This is a genomic window from Haemophilus sp. HMSC071C11 (assembly GCF_001837655.1).
Taxonomy (GTDB): Bacteria; Pseudomonadota; Gammaproteobacteria; order Enterobacterales; family Pasteurellaceae; genus Haemophilus; species Haemophilus influenzae.
This window is the reverse complement of the sequence record NZ_KV833437.1, coordinates 1-794: the sequence shown is the minus strand read 5'-3', so window position 1 is coordinate 794 and position 794 is coordinate 1. Positions and strand designations below refer to the sequence as shown.

Genomic DNA, 794 nt, shown 5'->3' with positions numbered 1-794 from the left:
ATTTGCATCGAACGCAACTGGCAGGGATTTAACGCATCGTGGGATTGGCGTGATGAAAAACTGCGACCAAATTCACCGCACTTAGGGCAATCACACCGCAACAAACCCAAATTTGACGATACGCAGACAGGCTGGTCTGCAGGAATGAATTTCATAGTGGACGGTACACAATGGCAAATTCCATAACACAAAACCAAATTAACACGCTCCCACCAGAACGCACACAGCGTGCGGAAGAGACGATTAACTGGCTCTTTCAAGAGCTTAAATCGATTTTTCCTGGTTGGCGTGCAGCCTTTGAAACCGAAGCGGATTATCTCTCTGCTAAAAAAACTTGGTTGCGTGTGTTGGTACGAGAAAAAATTACGAGACCTCAGTTGGAGAATGGGATTTGTGAAGCGGAAAAATCGCTTGATAAATTTTTACCTAGCGTAGGGTTGTTTGTTTATTGGTGCAAAGCCTACGACTATCACGCACTAGGTTTACCGAACGAAGCGGAATTATACCAACGTTATAACACTTTCTTAGGCTATGCCCGATTCAATCGGGATGAATTTCAATATCGTTCAAAAGTGGAATTTTGGTTGCTTAAAAATCTGTACGAAAAGTGCAAGAAAAAATCGGAAGAGGACACGTTGAAAGCTATTCCGAAATTACTCACAAAAGCGGCAGAAAAAGTGCGGTCGAATTTTCCTTTTGAGGATATTCCGAAAATGATTCCTGAAAAGCCAAGTTTTTACGATAAAGCGAAGGCTGATAAGGCGCGCGATAGCTTGATGGCAATGATGAAAGGG

General features: G+C 42.9%; 1 protein-coding gene and 1 pseudogene. Both read left to right on the top strand.

Annotated features, from left to right (window positions below; translation table 11 throughout):
* Positions 1-186 (top strand): annotated as a pseudogene (locus HMPREF2644_RS09140) (helix-turn-helix domain-containing protein); the annotation flags it as partial.
* Positions 171-794: replication protein P (locus HMPREF2644_RS06520; RefSeq protein ID WP_070828338.1), on the top strand; the 624-nt coding region annotated here is incomplete at its 3' end. The pseudogene HMPREF2644_RS09140 and the gene HMPREF2644_RS06520, both read left to right, overlap by 16 nt.